Annotated in this window: 1 protein-coding gene (running past one end of the window); it reads right to left on the bottom strand. The window is 74.5% G+C overall.

All coding sequences use genetic code 11. The features are described 5' to 3' along the window. Positions 1-26 precede the first annotated feature (26 nt). Positions 27-19,965, bottom strand: the 3' portion of a protein-coding gene (locus tag ACFWA7_RS03650) for an amino acid adenylation domain-containing protein (protein WP_385820643.1). It continues 2,150 nt past the right edge of the window; the window shows 19,939 of its 22,089 coding nt (coding positions 2,151-22,089); its start codon lies beyond the right edge, outside the window; its stop codon occupies positions 27-29.

The following is a 19,965-nucleotide window of genomic DNA, read 5'->3' as shown; positions in this document are numbered from 1 at the left end:
CGGGATCTTAGTACCTGTTCCTCGGTTCATCGCTCAGTGGCCCCGATCGCTCCGTGACCGTCGACGAACCCCTTGACCAGCCGTTCGAGAGAGGCGTTCAGCACCTCGGGCGCCTCCAGCATCACGAAGTGCCCGACGCCGTCCACGAATTCGACGTCCACGCCGTACTTCGCGGCCGAGGTCGTGTCCGTGGGCATCCACGACGTCGAGTTGACCAGGGTCACGGGCGCCCCGAACCGCTTGGGCAGCCGCTGGAGGTACGTCAGCATCTCGCGGAAGGACGCCGAGACGATCGCCTCGCCGACGTGCGCGCGCGTGCGCTCGACCAGGGCGACGAGGTCCGCCCGGTGCGTATCGAGGAAGAGTTCCTCGGCCCGTACGGGTGCGTCGACGAAGCTCTGCACGAACCGGTCCAGCTGCTTGGCGCTGAGCGGCTGCGGGTCGAAGGTGTGGAGCGTGTCCACGCCGACCATGCCCCGCACCCGGCCCCCGAGAAGCGGCTCGGCCGCCAGCATGACCGGTCCGCCGAGCGAGTGGCCGACCAGGACCACGTGCTCGGCGCCGACCCGGGCGACGACGTCGGCCACGTCCCGTGCGTACGCCTCGACGGTCCAGTGCCGCCGGTCGCGGCCGGAGCCGCCGTGGCCCGCGAGGTCGAGCGTGACGACGGTGTACCGGTCGGCGAAGTACCGGGCCTGCTGCTCCCAGTACGTCATGTCGCAGCCCAGGCCGTGGATGAGGACCAGGGCCGTGGTGCCGGTTCCGCGCACCCGGTAGCCGATGTCGCCGGCGCGGGCGCTCTCGTCGCGCGGCGCGGCCGTGCGGGCCGGGTCCGAGACCTGGGCCTGGGCCTGGGCCTGGGCCTGGGCCGCCCCGGAGGTGTCCGGCTTGCGCGCGATGATGCCGACGTGCTCCATGTCGGGGCCCGGCGCCCCGTACGAGCCCCGGTCCACCCCGACCGCGCCGAAGTACCCGGCCCGCTCGACCACGAACCCGGCCGCCTCGCACTCCCGCCGGAAGACCTCGGGGTCGAGGGCGTTGATCAGGCTCGGCCCGCCGACGACGTGGGCCGCCTCGAAGTGGGCCGCCACGTCCTCGATGTAGCCGGGCCACGGGTCGCCCGCCCGCCTGCGCGCCTCGTAGTCGGCGGCCTTGGAGGCCCAGTAGCCGAAGTAGGGCGAGTCGGTGCTCAGGAAGACCTTTCCGCCCGGCTCCAGCCAGCGGAACATCTTGCGCAGGGTCACCCCGACGCCCTCGGGCGTGAGGAAGTGCATGACGCGGCTGGCGTGCACGGCGGTGAACCGCCCGTCCTCGAAGTCGACGTCCGGCAGCACTCCCTGACGCAGTGTCAGGCGGGTGCGGGCGTCGTCGTTGACGCGCTGCTCCAGGATGTCGAGGTGCTTCTTCTCCATGTCGAGCGCGACCACGCGCGCGCCGCGCTCCAGCGCCGCGATGCTGGCGATGCCGTAGGCACAGCCGAGGTCGAGGACCTCGCCGCCGCGCTCCCCCGCGTACTCGGCGAACTCCGAGGAGTACGGGATGAGGTGCTCGACCATCACACCGGTCCGGTTGAGGGTCGCCACCATTCCGCCGAAGTCGAGGTTGGCCGCCGACTTCAGGTCCTCCAGGATGTCGTGCTCCCGCGTGACCGGACGCGCGGGCGCGGGCAACGGGGAGAGCGTCACGGTGTGCGGCCGCGCCTCGGCCGGCTCGGCGAGCCGGTGCGGGAAGTCGGCCAGGCCGGCCAGCACGACGGGCTTCGCCGGGGCGGCGGGCTCGGCCGGAGCCGAAGCCTGGACGGCGGGCTCGGCCGGAAGTTGGTCAGCGGGCCGCGCCGGGGCCGCGGCCGGAGCCAGGGCCGGGGCCGGAGCCGGAGCCGGAGCCGGAGCCAGGGCCGGAGCCGGAGCCAGGGCCGGGGCCGGGGCCGGAGCCGGAGCCAGGGCCGGAGCCGGAGCCGGAGCCGGAGCCGGAGCCAGGGCCGGAGCCGGGGCCGGGGCCGGGGCCGGGGCCTCCGCGACCACCGGCGCCTCCTCCCGCACCCAGTACCGGTTCCGTGCGAACGGGTACGTGGGCAGCCGCAGGCGCGCCGGGCGGCGGGCGGCCGTCTCCGCGTCCGGGGACGGGAGGTCGTGGCCGCGCACATAGCGCTCGGCGAGCGCGGACAGCGCCCGGCGGCGCTCGGTGGCGTCCAGGCCGGCGCCGGGTGCGGTCATCCGCCCGGCGTCCGCGCCGTCCGCCGACCGCGCCGAGAAGTCGCGCGCGACCGTCCCCGCGAAGCACCCCGCCCCGGCCGAGCCCTCGCGCCAGCCGCGCCACAGTGCGGCCGCCTCGTCGAGGGTGTCGGCCACGACGGCGCAGCGGTGCCGGAAGTGGTGGCGGCCGTCGCCGAGCGTGCGGGCCAGGGCGGGCAGGTCGGCGTCGCGCAGCTCGCCGTCGGCGATCAGGTCGAGCAGCCGGTCCACGAGCTGGGCGAGCGCCGTCTCGGTCTTGGCGGACAGCGGCAGCAGATGCCCCACCGCACCGGGCGCGGCGGGGGGTGCCACGGCGCCGGGTACGTACTCGCGTACCACGACGTGCGCGTTCGTCCCGCTCATGCCGAAGGCGCTCACCGCGCCCGTCCTGGGCGCACCCGTCGGGGTCGCCCACTCCTTCGTCGCCTTGTTGACGTAGAAGGGGCTGTCGCTCCAGTCGATGTACTCGTTGTCCTGCTCGCAGTGCAGGCTCGCCGGGATGACGCCCCGGCGCACCGACTCGGACAGGCTCATCAGACCGACCAGGCCGGACGCCGCGAAGGTGTGGCCGAAGTTGGTCTTGGTCGAGGTCAGCGCGCAGAACCCGCGCTCCGCGACACCCGCGTCCGTCCGGAAGGCCGCGCGCAGCGCGTTGACCTCGACCGGGTCGCCGAGCTTGGTCCCGGTGCCGTGGGTGACGATGTGGCCCAGGTCCCCCGGGTCGATGCCGCCGCGCTCGTAGACGCTGGACAGCAGCTCGCGCTGGGACTCTCCGGCGGGCGCGGTGATGCCGTTGGTGCGGCCGTCGTAGTTGAGGCCGCTCGCGGCGATCACGCTGTGCACCGGGTCGCCGTTCGCCTCGGCGGCGGCGAGCGGCCGCAGCACCAGGGCCGTGACCGCCTCGCCGGGCACCATGCCGTCGGCGCGCTGGTCGAAGGTGAAGCACCGGCCCGCCTCGGACAGCATGCCCGCCCGGCTCATCGCGTCCAGCGACTGCGGGGTGAGCACGAAGTTGGCGGCCGCCACCACCGCGATGTCGCACTCCTTCTGCCGCAGGCTCAGACAGGCCTGGTGCAGGGCCACCAGGCCCGAGGAGCAGGAGGTGTTGACGGCGAGGACCGGGCCCTTGAGGTCGAGGAAGTACGAGAGCCGGGCGGCCAGGACGCCGTCGTGGTTGGAGGTGACGTTGCCGCCGTCCTTCACCAGGAACTGGTAGTCGCCCTGCTCCACGCCGACGAACACGCCGACGCGCTTGCCCTTGAGCTCCTCGGCGCCGAGCGCCGCGTCCTCCAGCGCCTTCCAGGACTCCTGGAGGAGGTGGCGCTGGCGCGGGTCGATCGTCCGGGCCTCCTTGGGGGCGATCTCGAAGAAGGCGGCGTCGAACTCGTCCGCCCAGTCGATGCTGCCCATCCACCGGTAGCGCTCGCCGTCCGGCTCCGCCGGGACCGACGCGCCGAACCGCCCGGGCGCGAGCTCGCGGACCATGTCCTTGCCGTCGGCGAGCGCGTCCCAGAACTCGGCCACCGAGCGGCAGCCCGGGAAGATCCCGCTCATGCCGATGATCGCGACGGGCTCGTCCCCGACTGCGGGTTCGACACCGGCAGCGGGCCCGGTCGCCGCGGCGGTCCGGACCGCCGCCACGGGCTCGGCGGCCACCGCCGGGGCCTCCACCGCCATCCGGACGTCCTCTCCTGCCAGGTGCTCCACCAGCCGTTCGATCGACGGGTGGTCGTAGAGGACGGTGGGCAGCAGCCGCACCCCGACGCGGTCGGAGAGCCGGTGGGCGAGCTGGGTGAGGCGGATGGAGTCGAAGCCGAGGTCGACGAAGTTGCTGCGGTCGTCGATCCGGTGCGCCTCCGCCTTGAGGACGTGCTGGACCACTTCCCGCACCGCGTACGTCAGTTCACCCGTCTTCGGCGCCCGGGTGCGCACGGCGGGCGCCGGCTGCTCGGGCCGCGCGGCCGGTCCTACCGTGCCGGCGACGATCGCGGACGCCTGCGCGGTGGGCCGCAGCACCATCGGCGCGACGAGGTCGGCCGCCAGCAGGCGCTCGAACGCGTCGAGCCCCGCCGCCGTCTCCAGCGCCCGCCGGCCGCTGGAGCGGAGGTAGGCGTCGATGAAGTCCGGGTCCGCGCTCCGCTGCGCGGACGCGCCCATGCCGCCCTCCTCCCACAGCGGCCACTGGATCGCGAGCGTCCGGTGTCGCGTCGGCCGCTCGCCGAGGGCGCGCGCGTAGGCCGCCTGGAAGCGGTTGGCCACCGCGTAGTCGCCGCTGCCGAAGTCGCCGAGGACGGCGGCGGTGGAGGAGAAGTGGCAGACGAAGTCGGGGCGTTCGGTGTCGAGGCCGAGGGCGCGCTCCAGGGCGAGCGAGCCGTGCGCCTTCGCGCCGAGCACCGCGTCGATGGAGGCGGTGGTCTTCGCCGGCAGGGTGACCGGCTCGGCCGCGCCCGCGAGGTGCAGGACGCCGTCGAAGGCGCGCAGTTCCTCGGGCAGGCTCGCCCGCAGTCCGGCCAGCGCATCCGGGTCGCTCACATCGGCCCGGCGGCAGACGACCCGGCTGCCGGAGCGCCGCAGGCCCTCGGCCCAGGCCTCGTCGGCCGCGCCGATCTCCGAGCGGCCGAGCAGGACGAGGTGGGCACGGTACTCGCGCGCCAGGTACTCGGCCAGGCGGCGGCCGAGGCCGCCGAAGGCACCGGTCAGCAGGTACGTTCCGCCGTCGCGCAGTACGCTCCGGGCGGGCCGGGCCGGGGTCTCGACGCGCTCGACCCGGCAGGTCCGGCGCACGCCGTCCGCCCGGTACAGCACGCTCGCCGGGTCCTCCTGGCGCTGCTCGGCGAAGAGCAGAGCGGCCCAGTGGGACGCGTCGATCGCACCCTCGCGCAGGACCACGCGCAGGGCGGTGCCCGGCAGCACCTCGGTGAGCGAGCGCTCGTACCCGATCAGGGCGTCGAGGGCGGCCTGTTCCACGGCGTCGCGGAAGTGCCCGGCCACGAGCAGGTGCGGCACCTCAAGGCGGGCAGCGACCACGGCCCGGATCAGGGAGGCGACGTCGCGCAGCTCGCGCAGCAGCGACGGCTGCTCGCCAGGACCCCCGTCGCGGTGCCCGGCCGGCCAGAGGTAGTGGATCGCGTCGACGCGCCCGTACTCGGCCGCGACCGCCCCGAGCGCCCGCTTCCAGCTGCGTTCGTCGTCGCGGTCCACGGGATACGGGGACCCGGCGCCGACGAAGACCGGCTCGGCACCGGGCGCGCGCTCGCGCAGGGACCGCTCGTACGCGGCCCGGTCCGCCGCCCCGTCGAGGAAGCACAGGACGACCTGCGCCTCGGACGCGGGGGCGTCGGGGACGGCGGCGGCGGCCGTCGCCACCCAGCGCTCCTCGAAGAAGTCCAGATCCGACGAGCCGTCACTTACCTTGCCGGACACGTCGGTCGAGGGGGGTTCCGGCGCCGCGGCCTCCTCGCCGCGCAGCCAGAAGTACTCCTCGGTGAACGGGTACGTGGGCAGGCTGATCCGGCGTGGAGGGTGCGCCTCGTCGGTGTGCGGCCAGTGCGCCTCGCCGCCGTCCACCCACTGCCGGGCGGTGTGTGCCAGGGCGCCGTGGGCGCCGTACACCCGCTGCTCCCCGCCCGAGGCGAAGTCGCCCAGGGCGTCGATGAGTTCGCGCACGTCGCGCACCACGAACGCCACGCGCTCGGGCTGCTGGGTGCGGCCCACCTGGAGGGTGAAGGCGACGTCGGCGAGGCGGCGGGCGCTCGGGCCCGTCTCCTCCAGCTCGGCGAGCCGGTGGGCCAGGTCGTCCGCGTACCGGCGCAGGTTCTCCGGCCCGCGCGCCGACAGCGGCACCAGGCGCGGACCGGCGAGGACGGCGTCCTCGGCGCCGCGCGCGGGCGCCTCCTCCAGAACGGCGTGGACGTTGGTGCCGCCGATGCCGAACGAGCTGACGGCCGCGCGCATCGGCTCGGCCGAGGGGGCGTGCTCGACAAGCCGGTCCACCACGTAGAACGGCGAGCCCGCGAAGTCGATCTGCGGGTTGGGCACGCGGTGGTTGACGGTCGGCGGGATCCGCCGGTTGCCGACGACCAGGGCGGTCTTGACGAGACCGGCGAGCCCGGCCGCCGCATCCAGGTGGCCGAGGTTGGACTTGACGGAGCCGATGCCGCAGAAACCGGTGCGGTCGGTGTGGCGGCGGTAGGCCTCGGAGACGGCCATGACCTCGATGGGGTCGCCGAGCCGGGTGCCGGTGCCGTGCGCCTCCAGGTAGCCGATGCTCTCGGGGTGCACTCCGGCGCGGTCCAGGACCGCCGAGACCAGCTCGGCCTGCCCGGCCACGCTCGGCGCGTAGTAACCGGCCTTGCGGTCGCCGTCGTTGTTCATCCCGGCGCCGCGCAGCAGCGCATAGATGTGGTCGCCGTCGCGGACGGCGGACCCGGCGTCCTTGAGCAGGACCACGACGACGCCCTCGCCGCCGATCATCCCGCTCGCCTCGGCGTCGAACGGCTTGCAGTGGCCGTCGGAGGAGAGGGTCATGCCCTCTTCGAAGAGGTAGCCGACGGCGTTCTCGGCGTACATTCCGGCGCCGCCGACCAGCGCGTGGCGGGTCTGGCCGGACTGGATGCCCTGGACCGCGAGGGCCAGCCCGGCCAGCGAGGACGAGCAGTTGCTGTGCACGTACAGGCTCGGGCCGGTCAGGCCCAGCTTGTGCGAGACAGTGGTCGGGATGGTGCCGGGCTGGGCCTGGAGGAAGCTCACCAGCGACTCGGAGTCGCGCCGCGCGTTCCCGGCCGCCAGCGGTGCCTGGTAGAGGGCGTTGCTGGTCGACACGTAGACCGCGCTGTCGGCGATGTCACCGGGCAGCCGTCCGGCGTCCTCGACGGCCTTCCAGGAGTGCTGGAGCAGCAGCCGCAGCTGAGGGTCCATCAGCTCCGCGTCGCGCGGCGAGACCTGGAAGAAGTCGGCGTCGAACAGGCCCTTGCCGCGCATGCTCGCGCGCACCGGAACGTAGTCGGGGTGCGCGATCAGGCTCTCGTCGACGCCCAGCTCGCGCAGTTCGCCGGTGGAGCAGAGCTCGACGCTCTCCTCGCCCGCGAGCAGGTTGCGCCAGAACGCGTGGTGGTCCTCGGCGCCGGGCAGTCGGCAGGAGATGCCGATGACGGCGACGCTGCCGGTGGGACGGGCGCCGGGGGCCGGTGAGGGCTGCACGCTTTGCGCCTCGGCACCGGCTCGGGTGCCGCCGCTCGCCTGCAGGTGCTCGCTCATCCCCCGCGCGTTGACGCACTTGAAGGTCTCGGCCGCCGTGAACGGCACCCCGTACCGCTCGGCGGCCCGGTCGGCGAGCACGGCCGCCAGGACCGAGCTGCCGCCCGCGTCCAGGAACGCGTCCGTCGGGCCGAGGTCGTCGACGCCGAGCACCTCGCGCCACAGGGCGAGCACATCGCCCTCGTGCGGCAGCGGGGAGGCGGGCGCCGCCCCGACGGGCCGGGGCGCGTCCGCGACGGGCCGGGCCAGCACCACCGGACGCTCCTCCAGGGTCTTGCGGTCGACCTTGCCGTTGGGGGTGCACGGCAGCGCGTCGATGGGCAGGACGAACGACGGGACCATGTACGTCGGGACCTTCCGGGCCAGGTGCCTGGTCAGCTCCTCGGCCGCCACCGGGGCCGCCGCCGGCACGTAGTACGCCACCAGCTGCCTGCTCTCCGCACGCGTACGGGCCACCACGACGCACTCGCGCACGGCCGGGTGACCGGCGAGGACGTGCTCGATCTCGCCGAGTTCGACCCGGAAGCCACGGATCTTCACCTGGGAGTCGATGCGGCCCAGGCACTCGATGCGGCCGTCGCTCAGCCGGCGCGCCAGGTCGCCGGTGCGGTAGATGCGGGTGCCGGGCGCGAACGGGTTCTCGGGGAAGCGCTCGGCCGTCAGCTCCGGCTTGTTCAGATAGCCCTTGGCGAGCCCGGCGCCCGCGATGCACAGCTCACCGGGAACACCGGCGGGCGCGAGGCGGCCCAGGCCGTCCAGGATGTAGATCCGGGTGTTGTCGATGGGCGTGCCGATGGTGATGCGGCCGTCCGGCTCGATCCGCCCGGCCGTGGACCAGATGGTCGTCTCGGTCGGCCCGAACAGGTTCCACGCCTCGCAGTCGAGCGCGCTCAGGCGCTCGCGCAGGGTCTCGGGCAGCGCCTCGCCGCCGCACAGCACGCGGACGCGCTCGTCGTTGGTCCAGCCCGCGTGCAGCAGCATCGTCCAGGTCGACGGGGTCGCCTGCATCACCGTGGGCCGCACCGCGCCCAGCAGCGCCTTGAGCCGGCCCGGGTCGCGCGCGGTGTCGGCGTCGCAGAGGTGGACACGTGCCCCGACGACCAGCGGGAGGTACAGCTCCAGGGCGGCGATGTCGAAGCTGTGGGTGGTCACCGCGAGCAGCCGGTCGTCGGCCCGCAGGCCCGGCCGGTCCTTCATCGAGCAGAGGAAGTTGGTGAGGGCGCCGTGCGGCACCATCACCCCCTTGGGGTCGCCGGTGCTGCCCGAGGTGTAGATGACGTACGCGAGGTCGTCGGCGGTGACGCGGGCGCGGACCGGGCCGCCGGTGGGCCACGGCCGGTCCATCAGGACCGTGCTTGGCACGTCGGCGAGCTCGCGCAGCCGGGCGCGCAGCGCGCTGTGGGTGAGGACGGCCTGGGGGCGGGCGTCGCCGAGGATGTGGGCGAGCCGGTCCTGCGGGTAGTCGGGGTCGAGCGGGATGTAGGCGCCGCCCGCCTTCACCGTCGCGAGGAGCGCGATCAGCAGCTCGGGCGAGCGCTCCAAGTACACCGCGACCAGGCTGCCGGGGCCGACACCGAGGTCCGCCAGATGGCTCGCGAGACGGCCGGAGCGCTCGTCGAGCTCCGCGTACGTGAGGGAGTCCTGCCCGGTGACGACCGCGAGCGCGTCCGGAGTGCGGGCCGCCTGCTCGGCGAACAGCTCGTGCACGGGCCGCTCGGGGTGGGCGGCCCCGGTGGCGTTCCACTCGACGGTGAGGGTGTGGCGCTCCTCGGGCGAGAGCAGCGAACACGCGTCGACGAGCTGCTCCGGATCGGCCGGGACACTCTCCAGGAGGTGGACGTACTGGCGCAGCAGCTGCTCGGCCGTGGCGGCGTCGAACAGGGCGGTGTCGTACTTCCAGTTGACGGTCCAGGAGCCGCCGGGCCCGGCGGGCTCGACGACCTCAAGGACGAGCTCGTACTCGCCCTCCTGGTGGATGCCCTCGACGTAGGAGAAGGCGGGGGCACCGGCGGTGACGTCCTCGTGCCAGTCCTGGTACATGAACGCGTACCGGAACACCGGCGCGCCGCCGTCGCCCGTGGACAGGCCGAGCTCGCGCACCAGGGCCGTGAACGGGTACTGCTGGGCCAGGCCGTTGACCAGGTTCCTCTGGACGTCCTTGCAGAGGTCGGCGAAGCGCGCCGCGCCGCTGACGCGGCTGCGGACCGGCAGCATGTCGACGAAGTGGCCGACCGTGCGCTCGAAGCCGGTCGCGGGCCGGGTGCTCACCGGCATGCCCACGATCACGTCGTCCTGCTGGGTGTACTGGCGCAGCAGGACCTTGAACGCGGCGAGGTAGGCGGCGGACGCGTAGACCCGCCGGCCACGGGCGAACTCCGCGATGCGCGCGCCGAGTCCGGCCGGAAGGCGCCGGGTCGCGGTGGCCCCGGCGCCGGAGCCGGTGGGGCGCGGCCGGTCGGCGGGCAGCGCCACCGCGGGCAGCGGCTGGGAGAGCCGCTCGCGCCAGTACGCCAGCCGCTCGCCGGCCCGGGCGTCGCCCAGCGCCTCGGCCTCGGCGGCCACGAACTCCTCGTAGGGGGCGCTCGGGCGCGGCGCGTCGGGGGTCCGGCCCTCGGTGAGCGCCGTGTACTGGGCGAGCAGGTCCATGACCAGCAGCACGGCGGAGGCCCCGTCGAGGACGAGGTGATGGGTGTTCAGGAGCACCCAGGCCGCCGCGCCGGGACCGTGGAAGACATCGAGGCGGCAGAGCGGGCCGCGTTCCAGGTCGAACGGCTCCTTGGCGTGCGCGCGGATCAGCGCGACCGCCTCGCTCTCGTCGGTCACGGACAGGTGATGCTCCGTCACCACCGGCTGTCCGTCCGGCTGTCGGGCCAGCAGGAGGCTGCCGCCCGCCACCTCGACGGCCGCGCCGAGCACCTGGTGCCGGGCCCGGACTCGCGCGAACGCCGCCCGCAGGGCGCCGACGTCCGGGCCGGTGGTCCTGAAGCAGAGCGGCACGTTGTACGCACCGGACTCCGGGGACGCCTTCTGCAGGGCCCAGAGCCCCTGCTGCCCCTCGGAGAGCGGGTGGCGGGCGACGGGCGCCACCGGCTGCGGCGCCGCGGCGACGCCCCGCCCGGTGAGGTGGGCCGCCAGCTCGTCGACCGTCGCGTGCTCGAAGAGCAGCGCCGACTCGAACCCCGGGTCGAGATCGCGCTGGATCTCCCTGGCCAGCCGCACCAGCCCCATCGAGGTGAGGCCGAGGGCGGGGAAGTCCACATCGGTGCGGACCTCGGCGGGGTCCACGTCCAGCTGCGCGGCGACGGCGTCCAGGAGCAGACCGCGGACGCCACCGTCCTCGGCGGGACGGGGTGCGGGCGCGGGCGCGACGGCCTGGGCCGCTGCCGTCGCAGCCGGGGCCGACAGCTCCCCGTACCAGTGCGTCTTCCTGGCGAACGGGTACGTGGGCAGGCTGACGCGCCGGGGCAGCGGCGCCCCGCCGTACAGCGCCTCCCACACGAGGGCCGTCCCGGACAGCCACTGCCGGGCCGCCTCGCGGAGGTCGGTGACGGGCGCGGGCGTCTGCCGTCCGGCCTCGCGGCCGGTCAGGTCGGCGTACTCGGCGCCCGGCGCCAGGCCCTCGCCGAGGAACGCCGCGAGCCGTGCCGCGAGCTCCGGCACCGACCGTACGACGAGGGCCAGCCGCACCGGCAGCTCGTCGCGCCCCACCTGCAAGGTGTAGGCGAGGTCGCGCAGCGGCACCGCACGGTCGGTGTCGCCGACGAAGTCCGCCAGCCGCCCGGCCACGTCGCGCAGTTGGTCCGGGGTCCGGGCGGAGAGCGGCACCAGGCGGGGCTCGTCGGTCAGATGCGCAAGCGCGGGGGCCACGTCGCCGCCTCCAGGGTGTTCCTCGATGATCAGATGTGCGTTGGAGCCGCCCGCGCCGAAGCAGGAGATCCCGGCGCGCCTCGGCAGCGGCCGCCCGTCGGCGTCGACCGGGGCCCACGGCGCGAGTTCGCGCTGCACCGCGAACGGCGTCCGCTTGAAGACGATCCCGCCGTTCAGCTCCTCGGCGTTGATCGACGGCGCGAGCTGCCCGTGCTTGAGCTGCATCAGGACCTTGGTGAGACCGGCGACGCCGGACGCGCTCTCGGCGTGGCCGAGGTTGGACTTGAGCGAGCCGACCGCGCAGTACTGGCCCGCGCGTGCGGTGCCGAACGCACGGCTGAGCGCGGAGATCTCGATGGAGTCGCCGAGCGCGGTCGCCGTGCCGTGCGCCTCCACGTAACTGACGGTGGCGGGCTCGACACCTGCCTTCTCCAGGGCGCGGGCGACGACGTCGCGCTGGGCCGTGAGGCTGGGCATGCTGTACCGGCTGGTCCGGCCGCCCGCGTTCACCGCGCTGCCCTTGATGACCGCGTGGACGTGGTCGCCGTTGGCCAGCGCGTCCTCCAGCGGCCTGAGTACGACAGCGCCGACACCCTCGGCGGCGAGGAAGCCGTCCGCGTGCTCGGAGAACGGTCGGCACCGGTCACCGGCGGACAGCAGCCCGTGCTCGGCGAGCACGTCGAAGTGGTCGGCGTTCAGGAGCAGGTTGACGCCACCGGCGACCGCGCAGTCGTTGTCGCCGCTGTACAGGCTCTCCAGGGCGAGGTGGATCGCCGTGAGCGACGACGAGCACGCCGTGTCGAGGGCGATGCTCGGCCCCTGGAAGTCGAAGAGGTACGAGGTGCGGTTGGCGATCGAGGAGTGGGCGGTGCGCCCGTTGTACGTGGCGTTCATGGCGCCCGCGAACACCCCGACCCTGCCCTGCCGGTTGAGCGCCGCGGCCGTGTACCCGGCGTCCTGGAGGGCGCTGTGGACCGTCTCGATGAACAGCCGCTCCTGGGGGTCCATGGCGGCGGCCTCGTCGTCCGGGATGCCGAAGTACTCGGCGTCGAAGGAAGCGACGTCCGCCAGGAACCCGCCCCGCGGGCGCTCCTTGCCGTCCTCCTCCCAGCGCAGCCACCAGCGGTCCAGGGGGTACTCGGTGGTGCAGTCGAGGCCCTGCCGCACGTTCTCCCACAGCGCGGCGGGGTCGGCGGCCCGGGGATAGCGGCCGCCGAGGCCGACGATGGCGATGTCGCGCAGGCGGGGGGTGGGCGCGGGCGCCCGGACCGGGGCCGGGGACACGGCCGGCGCCGCGTCCTGGACCGGGGCCGGGGCCGGAGCCGGGACCTGGACCGGGGCCGGGGCCGGGGCCGGAGCCGGGACCTGGACCGGGGCCGGGGCCGGGGCCGGAGCCGGGACCTGGACCGGGGCCGGGGCCGGGGCCGGAGCCGGGACCTGGACCTGGACATGGACCGGGGCGGTGGTGTGCGGCGGCTCCTCGGCGCCCAGCACCTCGGCCAGCCGCGCGGGGTGCGCCCCGGTGAAGTACCCGGCGACCTCGCGGACCGTCGGGCAGTCGAAGAACAGCGTGCTGCTCAGCTCGTCGAAGTCGCGGCCGAGCGCGTTGTTCAGCTGGATGACGAGGATCGAGTCGAGCCCGAGGTCGAAGAGGTCGGCGTCGGGGGCGAGGTCCCCGGGCGCCATCCGGAGCGTGTCGGCGACCAGCGCGGTGACGTACGCGATGGCGCGCTCCGCGAGGTCGGTGGACGGGGGCTCGGCCTCCGCCGCGTGGGCTCCGAAGAGCCTGAGCAGCTCCGGGCGGCGGGTGTCCAGGAAGTGGTCGGTCAGCTCGTCGAGGGTCCGCAGCTCGAAGAAGAGCGTGCTGGAAACGTCCTCGAAGTCGCGTGCGACGGCGTTGTTCATACCGGAGACCAGGATGGAGTCGAGACCGTAGTCGTGCAGGTTCCGGCCCGCATCGAGCTGATCGTCCGTCAGGCGCAGTGCGTCACGCAGGAGTTGACCGAAGTAGGCGAGGGTGCGCGCCCGCAGGCCGGCGTCCGGGACGGAGGCGGAGGCGGAGGCGGAGGCGGAGGCGGAGGCGGAGGCGGTGACGGAGGCGGAGGCGGTGACGGAGGCGGTGACGACCGGGCGCGGCGCCGGGAGGGCGTCGGTGCGCGGCGCGTCCGTACGGACCACCGCACCGCCACCGTTCTCGGCGACGGTCAGCTGCTGGCCCAGCACATGCGCCCCGGGGTCCGGCTGCCCCACCCTGTCGAAGCCCTCGGCCCGCAGTACGTCCACCCAGCTCTCGGGCGTGAGCACCGGGCTGCCCGGGATGCGCAGGTCCGCGTCCCGGTACAGCCACCAGCCGTCGACCAGGCCGAACGTCAGATGCGCCAGGAGCGTGTTGCGGCTCATCTCGTTCATGAAGAGCAGCCCGCCCGGCCGCATGGCCGCCTTCACGTTGCGCAGGGTCAGCGCGATGTCCGCGGTGGCGTGCAGCACGTTGGTGGCCACCACGACGTCGAACCCGCCGGGCTCGACGCCCTGCTCCCCGGGCGACTTCTCCGCATTGAAGATACGGGTCGTCAGATACGGGTAGCGCGGCAGCAGTTGCTCCTCGGCGCGGAACAGGAACGCCTTGGAGAGGTCGGTGTAGCAGTACTCCGCGATCGCGTCGCCCAGCGGCTCCAGCGCCGCCAGCACCTTGGCGCTGGTCGCGCCGGTTCCGGCCCCGACCTCCAGGACGCGCGGGCGGCGGCCCGGGTGGGCCTGGCGCCAGCGGCGCACCGCGTCGACGACCAGCTCGCTCAGCCGGTCGTTGAAGTAGTCGGCGATCGGGTCGCCCCGGTAGATGCCCTCCACGCGGGACATCGAGGAGCCCGGGAAGAGGATCTCGGTGGCGGGGCGCTCCCCGGCCAGGACCTCGCGCAGGGAGAGCAGACAGGACTCGACGAGGTCGACCTGGGCGCGCTGGTTGGGGCCGGGCTGCCAGCCGGCGCGCTCCGCGTACCACTGGCGCCACAGCTCGGCGGGGTCCAGGTCGCGCGCGGCGGGCAGGGCGCGCCGTCCGCCGCGCACCTCGATGAGCCCGGCGGCGGTCAGCACGCGGTCGCTCTCCGCCAGCCAGCGGCCGTACTTGGCGGGAATCCGTCCTTCCAGGCCGTCCAGGCCGAGGTCGCGCAGCGTGGTGAAGAGCAGCCGCCCGGCCAGCTCGCACAGGCGCGGGTGCGGCAGGAACCGGCCGAGCCGCTCGACCTCGCCGTGCGGTGCGCGGTACGCCGCCACGACCGCGTCGAGCACGGAGGGCAGCCGGTCCGGCCCGTCCCCGGGCACATCGGCGGACGCGCCCAGGCGCTCGTCGGGCACGAGCCCCCGCAGCGCCGCCTCGTCGAAGGTGCGCATCAGCGCGATCTGGCCGTGCTCACCGCCGAGGAAGTCCGCGAGGGTGCGCAGGGCCTCCTCGGGGTCGAGGGAGTCGATGCCCGCCGCCGCCATGCGCGCGCGGTAGAAGTCGTCGCTGACGACGCCCGCCACACCCCAGTAGCCCCAGTTGACGGACTTCACCACGGGACGGGCGGCGCCCGGCGCGGTGGCCCACCGGTCCGCGAGGTCCAGGGCCAGCGCGTCCTTGAAGGTGCAGCCGGCCGCGTAGTTGGCCTGGCCCGCGTCCCGTACGAAGCTCTCCACCGAAGAGAAGAAGAGGACGAAGTCCAGCGGCTCGGCGCCGAACACGCGGGCGAGGTGGACGCCCACGTCGACCTTGGCGGTCAGTGCCGCGCGGAACCGGTCCTCGTCCATGTTGGCCAGCGTCTTGTCCGCCAGCACGATCGCGGAGTGGACCACGCCGTCGATCCGGTCGTGGCGCTCCTTGATGCGCCGGTACGCGGCGGCCAGCGCCGCCTCGTCGCTCGCGTCCGCCTGTACGTAGAGGGGCTCCCCGGCGCCGACGGCCCGCGCTCGGGCCGCCAGGTCGGCGAGGGAGGCCGCGACGGCGCCTTCGAGGGGGCGGCGGCCGATCCAGACGATCGCCGCCCGGTGGTGCTCGACCATGTGGCGGCTCCACAGCTCACCGATGCCGCCCGCGCCGCCCACGACGACATAGCGGCCGCCGTCCCGGTAGGGCGCGGTGGCGGGGGCGAGCGGGGCGACGGGCCGCAGCTCCTGGGCGAGCCAGCGGCCCTCGCGCAGGGCGAGGGTGGTTCCGGCCGGGACGGTGGGCAGGGCGAGTCCGGCCGCGCGCAGCGCGTCGCCGGGCGCCGCGGCGGGCAGGTCGAGGAGGCGGACCGTCCAGCGGGTGTGCTCCTTGGCAGCGCTGCCCAGCAGCCCGTGCACACCGGCGTGGGTCGCCGCGACCAGGTCGCGGGCCTCCGCGCGCTGGGTGGCGAAGGTGAGCGCGGTCCAGGTCAGCGACTTGGTGCCGAGGCCGAGCGACAGCAGCGCCCGCACCAGGCGGTACACCTCGACGGCGCCCCGCTCCTGGCCCGCGACGGGGTCGGGCCCGTCGTGCGGCGCCACCCAGACGAGGTGCGCGGGCGTCCGCCCGGTGCCGCGGATCCGCTCGGCGATCTCCGCCACCGAGGCACCCGCGGGCAGCTCCACCAGCCGGTGTCCGGGCGCCAGCACCCCGAGCTCGTCGCGCAGCCGCCGGTCGGCGTCGAAGACGAACACCTCACCGGGCTGCGCGTCCGCCAACTCACCCACGGACGAGGGGAGTCCGGCACGCTTGGGCTCCCACACCGGCAGGAGGGTGCGCAGGGCCGAGACCCGGCCGCCGTCCGTCTTCCCGTCGAGCACACGGTAGGTGAGGCCCCGCAGCGCGGCGCAGACCCGCCCGCCGGCGTCGGTGAGGTCGATGTCGAGCACCTGGCCCGCGCCCTCGGCCCGCTCCCTGGGCGCCGGGCGCACCCAGGCGTACATCTCCTCCTCGCACTCCGCGTAGACGTCGAGCCGGTCGAGCGCGAACGGCACCGGTGTGGCCGACGCCTCCCGGGGCCGCGACGCCGCGCCCGCCTCCGTGTCGAACCGGGGGTCGAGGCCGAGCGAGGCATGGATCGCCGCGTCCAGGAAGCCCGGGTGCAGCGCGTACGACTCCAGGGAGCCGCGCGACCCGCCCGGCAGCCGCAGTTCGGCCAGCACCTCGCGCCGCCCGTCGGGGGCGCCCCGGTACAGGGTGCGCACCAGCCGGAAGCCAGGGCCGTAGGCGACTCCGGCGCGGGCGATGCAGGCGTAGCACTCGTCGCCCGACAGCGGGCGCAGCCGCAGGGCGGCGCGCAGCCGGTCGAGCCCGACCGTGGGCCGCTCGCCGGCGGGCGCGGCCGTCGCGCGGCCCTGGACGTGGACCTGTCCGCCGTCCTGGGCCGAGCCGGTCAGCTCGAAGCGGGCCGAGCCCGGCGCCGCGTCCTCGGTCAGGGTGAACTCGACCGTGCGGCCCTCGCCGCCGACGGCCACCGGCCGTACCCAGCTGACGTTCTTCAGCGTGAGCCGCGATCCGGCGGCGGGCAGTGCACGGCGCACGGCCGTGTACGCCATCTCCAGGCTCGCCACGGCCGGGAGCAAGCGCTTCCCTTCGACCACGTGGTCGCGGAGCACGAACTCCTCGCCGGTGAACCGGGTGCGGTAGCGGACCGCGCCGAGCCCGGACACGTTCTCGTGGAGCAGGGGGTGCGCCGGAGCGGGCCCGGACGCCTCGACGGCGCGAGCCGGCCACGGGTGGACGACCCGGCTGAACGGGTAGGCGGGCAGGCTGGTCCGGCGGCCCGCCGCGGTCCTGGCCAGCCGCCGCCACTCGACGTGGGCGCCCTGCACCCACGCCTGGGCGAGCTTCTTCAGCTTGCCCTTCTCCTCGCCCTTCTCCAGCCAGCGGGCGACCTTGGCGGCGGGGCCGTCGGCGGCGCCGCCACGGGGCACCTCGCCCGCGAAGCGGCGGCCCGAGTCCCGGCCGTCGAGGAACAGCGCGAGCTCGTCGACGAGTTCACCCAGGTCACGGACGACGAACGCCACCCGGTGGGCCATTGGCACCCGGCCCACCTGGAGCGTGTACGCCACATCGCGCAGTCGCAGCGTGGGCCTCGGGCTCTCCAGGGCCGCCCGCAGCTCACGCGCGTAGGCGGCCAGGTTGTCCCGGGTGCGCGCCGACAGCGGGACCAGCTGCGGGGAGCGGTCGTCGGCGGCGGGCGCGGCGGCCGTGTACTCCTCGAAGATCGCGTGCGCGTTGCTGCCGCCCAGGCCGATGGAGCTCTGCGCCGCCCGGCGCGGGCCCTCGCCCCGCGGCCACTCCCGCAGCCGGTCGACTACGTGGAACGGCGACCGCTCCAGCTTCAACTGGGGGTTGGGGCTGGTGTAGTTGAGGGTCGGGGGGAGCTCACCGTGGTAGAGGCCGAGCAGGACCTTGACGGTCCCGGCGAGCCCGGCCGCCGAGTCGAGGTGGCCGAGGTTGGACTTCACCGAGCCGATGCCGCAGTAACCCCTCTCTTCGGTGGCCTCGCGGTACGCCTCGGTCAGCGCGGCCAGCTCCACGGGGTCGCCGAGCTTGGTGCCGGTGCCGTGCGCCTCCACGTATCCGATGGAGCGCGCATCGACGCCGGTGCGCTCCAGGGCCCGGCGGATCACCCGGCTCTGGCCGTCTACGCTGGGGCTGTAGAAACCGGTGGCCTGGGCACCGTCGCTGTTGGTCGCCACACCGCGCAGCAGGCCGTAGATGTGGTCGCCGTCCGCGACGGCGTCCTTGGCCCGGCGGATCAGCAGCGCGGCGACGCCCTCACCGCCGACCATGCCGTCGGCGGCGGCGTCGAACGCCTTGACACGGCCGTCGCTTGAGAAGTTGAGGCCGGGCTTGTGGACGTAACCGCGTCCGTCCGTACTGGCCGCCGAGGCCGCCGCGACCAGGGCGAAGCCGGTCTCGCCGCTCTGCACCGCGCGGGCCGCGAGCGAGAGGGCGCTCAGCGAGGACGAGCAGTTGGAGTGGACGGCGAGGCTGGGGCCGCCGAAGCCGAGCTGGTACGAGATCATCGAGGCGACCGTGCCGCTCTGGCACATCACCCACGACAGGTACTGCTGCGGATCCTCGATCACGGGCGCCGCCTCCGGGGCGGGCGCTCCGTAGAAGTGGTTGCCGCTGGTGACGTAGACGCCGGTGTCCGGGATGTCGCGGTGGTCGTAGCCCGCGTCCTCGACGGCCTTCCAGGCGTGCAGGAGCAGCTGGCGGAACTGCGGGTCCATCAGGGCGACGTGGTTCGGGGAGAGCCGGAAGAACTCGCCGTCGAAGACGTCCTTGTCCGCGAGGGCGGAGCGCAGCGGCACATAGCCGGGCTCGCGCAGCACCCGCTCGGGCACCCCGGCCCCGCGCAGCTCCTCCTCGGTCCAGAACCGGGTGGTGCCGTCGCCGCGCCGCAGGTCCTCCCAGAACCGCCAGTGGTCGTCGGCGTCCCCGAAGCGGCAGGCGATGCCGACGATCGCCACGGCGTCGTCGGGCAGGTCCGCGGCGGCATCCGGGGCGATCACCGCGGTCTCCTCCTCGGCCCGCACGGACCGGACCGGCGGTGCGGTGTGCTCGCGCACGTACTCGGCGATGCTGCGCGCGCTGGCGTACTTGAACAGGTCGGCCGCCGCGAACGGCACGCCGAGGCGCTCCGCGATGCGCTCGGCGAGCACCACGGCCGCCAGCGAGTTGCCGCCCACCTCGAAGAAGGAGGCTGTGGGGCCGATGTCGCGGACCTGGAGGACGTCCTGCCAGCAGGCCAGGACCCGCTCCTCGATGTCCGCGAGCGGCACACCCTCGGGGGCGGCCGTCACGGGTACGGCATGCGCGGGCGCGGGCGCGGCGGGCGCGAGGGAGATCTCGCGCCGCGTCAGCGCGTTGCGGTCCACCTTGCCGCTGCCGGTCAGCGGAACGTCGTCGATCGGCACGTAGAAGTCCGGGACCATGTACGACGGCAGCCTCTCGCGCAGGTGCTCCTTGAAGTCGGCCGCGTCCGCCGAGCGCCCCGGGCCCGGCCGGTAGTAGGCGACGAGCTGCTTGGCAGCGTCCTCGCCGCGCGCCACCACGACGCACTCGGCGACGGCCGCGTGAGCGCCCAAGTGGTATTCGATGTCGCCCAGTTCGACCCGGTTGCCCCGGATCTTGACCTGGAAGTCGAGCCGCCCGAGGTAGTCGATCTCGCCGTCCTCGTTCCAGCGCGCCAGGTCCCCGGTGCGGTAGAGCCGCGCGCCCGCGACCAGGGGGTGGGGCACGAACTTCTCGGCCGTGAGCTCGGGGCGGTTGACGTACCCCTTGGCGAGCCCGGTCCCGGCGATGCACAGCTCGCCCGGCTCGCCCTCGGCCACCGGCCGCAACCGCTCGTCCAGGATGAGGACTTCGGTGTTGGCGATCGGCCTGCCGATGGTGATGGGCGCGTCGGGGCGCACCAGGGTGCCGGTCGAGTAGACGGTGGTCTCGGTCGGCCCGTACAGGTTCCAGGCCTCGGTGCCGGTGCTCAGGAAGTGGTCCTTGAGCGTACGGGACAGGGCCTCGCCGCCGGTGAGGATCCGGACGCCCTCGGTGTTGCGCCAGCCCGAGTGGAACAGCATGCTCCAGGTCGCCGGGGTGGCCTGCATGACCGTGGGGCGCACCCGGCCGATGCGCTCCTTC

This window comes from Streptomyces sp. NPDC059994, assembly GCF_042737755.1.
In the GTDB taxonomy this organism is placed as follows: Bacteria; Actinomycetota; Actinomycetes; order Streptomycetales; family Streptomycetaceae; genus Streptomyces.
The sequence above is the reverse complement of the archived record's forward strand: the minus strand, read 5'-3'. Positions and strand labels throughout refer to the sequence as shown.